Source organism: Kitasatospora sp. NPDC057198, from assembly GCF_042670125.1.
Classification (GTDB): Bacteria; Actinomycetota; Actinomycetes; order Streptomycetales; family Streptomycetaceae; genus Kitasatospora.
Genome location: NZ_JBHUWH010000500.1, coordinates 1 through 5,505, shown reverse-complemented (window position 1 = coordinate 5,505; position 5,505 = coordinate 1). Strand labels below are relative to the sequence as shown.

The window sequence follows — 5,505 nt, the reverse complement described above, 5'->3', positions numbered from 1 at the left end:
GGCCGGGTGCCCCAGCGACTTCGCCACCGACCGCCCCATCAGGACGTGGTCGTGCTCGGTGAGCCGCCCGTCCCCGTCGGCGTCCAGGTGGTCGAACCCGTGACTGATCTTCGCGATGAGCAGGGCGTCGGACACGATTACCCTCCGGTGGACGAGAACTGACGGAGCGTCATCCTATCCTCCCGCCGCCGGGGCGCCGCCGTCACCCGGCGCCCTGCCAGGACGCGCGCTCCACCTCCTCGCGCAGCGCGCGCGCCCGGCGCAGCTCGTACGCGAAGAGCACGGGTGTCGTCTCCGCCATCGACTCCAGCAGGCCGACGGCCTCCCCGGCGCAGGCGACGGCCTCCGCCCGCCCGCTGCCGGTCAGCAGCCTGCTCCGGGCCCGGCACAGCAGGGCCGTCACCAGGGCGATCCGGTGCTCGTCGCTCTCCGGGGGATCGAGCCGCCGGGCGGCGGCCAGCGCCTGCGCCGTGTCGGCGAGCGCCTGCTCGGCCGACCCGCCCTGGGCCCGGGCGACCCCGAACACGGCCAGCGCGCCGACGGCCCGGGCGGCCCGGGCGGCCGCCTCCACCGCGGGCAGGCCCCGGTAGAGCCGCACGGCCCGTTCGGCGTCCGAGGCGGCTCCCGGGTGGGGCGGTTCGCACTTCGCGCGCACCTGGGCCCGGGAGTCGAAGGTGTCCGCGACGATCGCCTCGTACGCCTCCGCCCCCTGGCCCCCGATCGCCAGGGCGGCGGCGACCGCCCGGTCCAGGTGCGGCAGCGCCGCCTCCGCCCCGTCCACCTCGACCGACAGCGAACCGAGCAGGCCCAGCGAGAAGGCCGTCCCGACATGGCGGCCCGGATGCGCCTCGGGCATCCGCTCGAACGACTCGGCGACTTCGCGCAGCAGCGCCAGCGCGCGGGCGGACTCCCCGGCGGCCCACAGCGCGGTGGCGTGCGTGAGCGAGGTGAAGGCGGGGGCGGGCATCCGGGCGTCCCGCTCGGCGGCCGGCAGGGCCTCCCACAGCGCGACCGCCTCCGCCACGTACGCGGCGGCCTCCCGGCGCCGGCCCGACCGGTCCAACTCGCCGCCGATGTCGGACAGTGCGGAGGCGAGCCCGGCCCGGTGGTCGTGGGTCGGCCGCCGCTCCAACTGGAGACGGCGCAGCCGCAGTGCCTCCTCGGCGAGTTCGAGGGCCTCGGCGGGCCTCCCCGCAGCGGCCAGCCGACGGCGCAACAGGTCGAGGGACTGCAGCAGGTCGTCCCGGTGGCGCTCGGGGTCGATCCGCTCCAGCGCCCGCCGCGCGTCCACCACCAGCCGCAGCGCCGCGTGCGCGGCTTCGTGCCGGCGGGCCAGGCCCAGGACGGAGGAGAGGACGTCCAGCAGGGCGGCCGACTCCGGCAGGGCCGCGGTCGGGGTGGCCGCCGCGACCGCGGTCCCGGCGGCGTCCGCCGCCTCCTCCAGCCGGCCCAGCCGGTACAGGCACAGCGCCCGGGTGGTGACCAGCCGGGCGTACAGCGGATCGAACGATTCGGGCTGCGCCTCGGCGAGGACCCTGCTCACCGCCACGCCCTGCTCGGCCGCCTCCAGCGCCTCGGCGTCGCGGCCGGCGCCGCGGTGCATCGCGGCGGTGCTGTCCAAGCAGCGCGCGAAGTCCGCCTGGACGCCGGCCGGCCGGGGCTCGGGCACGGACCGGTAGAGCCGGGCGGCCCGCTCCAGCAGGACGAGCCCCTCCGCGCCCCGGCCGACGTCGTCGAGCCGCAGGGCCAGGCTGCCCAGGGCCATCGCGTGGTCGGCGGCGAACGCCCCGGGGTGGGAGCGGTGCAGCTCCGCGTAGAGGGCGACGGCCCGCTCCGCGGCCTCCACCGCCTGCTCGGCCTCTCCCGCGTCGCTGAGCTCGTTGGACCAGGTGTTGAGGGTCATCGCCAGGGGTTTGCGGTACGCCCCGGGCTGTTCGGCCGCCAGCTCCTCGTAGTGCCCGACGGCCTCCCGCGCGGCGGCCAGGGCCTCGCGGCCCAGACCGGCCCGACTCAGTTCGACGGACAGCGAGTTGAGGCTCCGGGCCAGCCCGCTCCGGTGGGCGGCCGGCCGGCCCCCGGCGAGCCGGCGCCACAGGGCGACCGCCTCCCGGGAGACCTCCAGCGCCTCGGTCGGGCGGCCCGTGTCGCCGAGGCAGTCCGCCAGCGTGCCGAGCGACTCCGTCATCAGCGGCAGGTGGGCGTCCGGCTGCCGCCCGGCCAGCGGGCGCAGCAGCGCGACAGCCTCCCGGCTGCTGCGCAGGCACTCCTCGCCCCGGCCCTGGTCGCGCTGGCGTAGGGCGAGGTTGTTCAGTGCGAGGGCCAGGGCGGCCACGGCCGCCTCGCCGCCGTCCGCCGCCTGCTCCCGGCGGCGCTCGACCACGGTGCTCCAGTCCGCCAGCGCGCGGGTGAGGTCGCCCAGGTCGCCGTAGGCGTTGGCGCGGGTGCCCAGTGCGGACAGCAGGTGCTCGGGACGGTCCAGCCCGCCGTGCTCCTCGAGCAGTTCGAGGACCCGGACGGCGAGGTCGGCCGAGGCGAGGGCCTCGTCCCACTGCCCCAGCCGGGAGTGGAAGTTCGCCCGGTTGTTGAGGCAGGCCGCCAGCGCTCCCCGCAGGGCGGTCCCGTGCGGCGTCCCGGGACCGTGCAGGGCCGTGGCGGCGGTCAGCGCCCCGACGGCGTCCCCCACCGTCGACAGGGCGCCGGAGTGGTTCCCGACCCTCCAGTACCACGTGGCCAGCCGGCGCTGCGTCCGGGTGCGGGCCAGCAACTCCTCGAGGGCGCCGGTTCCGCCCCCGGGCGCCCGCAGGGTCCGTTCGAGCAGGCGTACGGCCCAGGGGCCGAGGTTGTACGAGGAGTCGGGCAGCACCTCGGCCCAGGACGCCAGCCGCTCGGGGTCGGCGAGCGGGGAGTCGAGCAGCCGCACGAGGGCGTCGGTCAGCGGCGCCGCCTCCTCGACGTGGGTGGCGGCGGCGATCGCGGGCAGCGCGAGGACGTCGGGCGAGGCGGCGCACAACTCGGTGATCCGCGGGGCAAGTTCGGCACGCAGCGGGCGGTGGTGCGCGGCCCGGGTCAGCACGGTCAGCAGCCGCTCGGCGTCACCGGGCGCCAGGTCGGCACTCAGCGCGGGGAGCAGGTGGGGCCGCGCCAGCACCCGCTTCCCGGCGAAGCGCTCGGCGACCCGGTCGGGCTGGACGGCCCCCCACGGGCCGGTCGCCGCCCCGGCGGGAGGGTAGGCGTCGATGAGGCACTTCTCCACGGTCCCGCGCCGGGCGTCGTCCGAGAGCCCCCGGACCCGCCGCAGCACGGCGTCCGCCCGCGCGTAGTCGCCGGTGTCCAGCAGGGCCGTCGCGGTGAGCGCGTCCTTGAACGCCTCCGCCTCCGGGCCGGCCGGCCCGACCCCGTTGCCCGCCAGGATCCCCTTCCAGTGCCGCTCCTCGTGCAGGAGCAGGCGATCCTCCGCGTCGTCGGGGTTCTCGATGTGGACGACCAGCTGCCCGCTGCGGGAGGGCTCCGGGGCCGGCGGCAGCGGATCGCCCGCGTCCAGCAGGTCGGCCAGCGCGGTCATGTGCAGGGTCAGCGGGTTGGCGTAGCGGGCGTCCGCCAGGTCGCGCGGCGGCAGCGCGGCCGCGGTCGCGGCCCAGTCGACGTGCCCGCGGTCGGGCAGCAGGCGCAACCGCCCGGCGAAGGCGGCCGCGGCCCGCCGGTACAGCGCCGGCCGCTCCCCGGCGTCCGCCGCCAGCGCGGGCAGCGCGACGAGCGCGGCCCGCCCCAGCGCCTCCGCCACCGCCTCGCCGCGCGCCTTGGCCCGTTCGCGCCACTCGCCGTCCGTCCGGGCGATCAGCACGACCTTGAACGGGAGGTCGCGGCCGGGCACCGACTCGATCAGCTTCGCCAGCTGGCCGATCCGCTGCTCCGCGTAGTCGAGCACGACGAGGATCCGGCGGTGGGTCTCGCCCAGGACGGCCAGCTCCGGGCCGTCCTCCCCGGGCGCCCCGGGCGCCCCGTCCTCCCCGGGCGCCGCGGGTGCCGCCCACACCGTCGTCCACCGGTCGGGCGTGGAACCGGAGGCCAGCCGTCGGGCCAGTTCGCGCACCAGCCGGGTCTTGCCCTGGCCGCCGGGCCCGTGCACCAGCAGCACGTCCGTACCGGGCCGCCCGCACCAGCCGACCAGGTCCTCCAGCAGGTCCTCGCGGCCGTGGAAGGGGACGACCTCCCGCTCCGGGCGCAGCAGCGCGGCCGGAGAGCTCCCGGAGCGGTCCGGATCGGTGGAAACGGGATTGGTCAGCGGGACGAACTCCGCGGGTTCCAGCCGCAGCGAGTCGGCCCCGTACCTGGCCAGGGCCGCGCGGAACGCGGCACCTTCCCGCGCGCGGAAGAGGTAGTAGGCCGGTACGGCTTCGATCGCGGAGTGCTGGTAGAAGGCCGCCTCGCTCGCGACCACGCCGACCAGCAGGCCGTCGAACAGCAGCGCGGCCCCGGAGAGGCCGGCCCAGGGCAGTTGTCCGCCCGACCAGCCCGAAGGGACCTTGGTGACGTTGAGCACGTAGCGGTTGCCGACGGAGGAGTCGCCGGGATCGACCGAGCCCGTCAGGTGGGCGGTGTCCACGAAGTCCTTCTGCTCCCCGAGCGGTCGGCCGTTCCGGCGCCCCGTGTACTGGGCCACCTCGGGAACGCCCATCACCTCGCACAGCTGCCCCGTCCGCAGGGTGAGGAACTCGCCCCAGCGGACGCCCGGCGAGGCGGGCGGTGTCCACCCGTCGTCGTCGACGTGCAGCAGCGCGGCGTCGTCGCGCCCGTCCGGGGTTCCCCGCCACACCACGGTCGCCCGGAAGTCCCGGCCGGTGCCGGGGCGGCGCAGCGACACCGCCGCCGCGATGCCCACGACGTGCGCGGAGGTCAGTACCAGTCCGGGACCGACCAGGTAGCCGGAGCCCCGGGTGCCCAGCCGGTCGACGATCACCACTCGGTCCTGCAGCATGTTCCCCCCTGCGTTCCAGCGCCCCGGTCCGGTCGTCTCAGTTCCGGTAGTAGCCGTCGAGGTTCTCCGGCGGGCGCGGGCCGTTGCCCTCACTGGCGATCAGGAGGTCGGGCCGGCCGGCCTGCCGGGGCGTCAGGGTGAAGGAGATCCGGTGGGTCCTCCCGCGCGAAACGCCCCCCTCGGCCTCCGCGGACAGCGCCCAGACCTTGAACTTCCCGGCGGCCTTCGCGTCCGCCCGGAGCTCGACCTCGAACTCCATCTCGATCGGACCGACCTCGAACAGGAGCTCCTGCCCGCTGCCGAGCTGCTGGGCCTTCAGGAGTTCGTTCCGCACGGCAGCCACGGCATCCGCCAGTTCGATGTCCAACTTCGCTCTCCCCTGGTTGAGTTGACCACTCGTCGGCCACCCTAGCGCCGCGTCAGGCAACCTTCGCCCGTCGCGACGCCCGGCACGCCCTCTCGCCGCACCGGCCGAAAACCCAAGTACATCCAGTACGAGGGCTTCCGGCCGGCACGCCGATAGCACGCAC

2 protein-coding genes are annotated in these 5,505 nt (G+C 76.5%); both read right to left on the bottom strand.

The window, feature by feature from the left end; all coding sequences use genetic code 11:
- Nucleotides 1-202 precede the first annotated feature (202 nt).
- The gene (locus ACFUEL_RS34105; protein WP_380241192.1) at nucleotides 203-4,975 is read right to left on the bottom strand and encodes a tetratricopeptide repeat protein; all 4,773 of its coding nucleotides are present in this window, start codon (nucleotides 4,973-4,975) and stop codon (nucleotides 203-205) included.
- A gap of 37 nt (nucleotides 4,976-5,012) precedes the next feature.
- Entirely contained in the window at nucleotides 5,013-5,342 is a 330-nt protein-coding gene (locus ACFUEL_RS34100) for a trypco2 family protein (protein ID WP_380241190.1), read from the bottom strand.
- Nucleotides 5,343-5,505 lie beyond the last annotated feature (163 nt).

Bases quoted from the DNA above. Each gene is read 5' to 3' on its own strand.
- ACFUEL_RS34105 (WP_380241192.1), bottom strand. From the start codon at position 4,975: ATGCTGCAGGACCGAGTGGTGATCGTCGACCGGCTGGGCACCCGGGGC.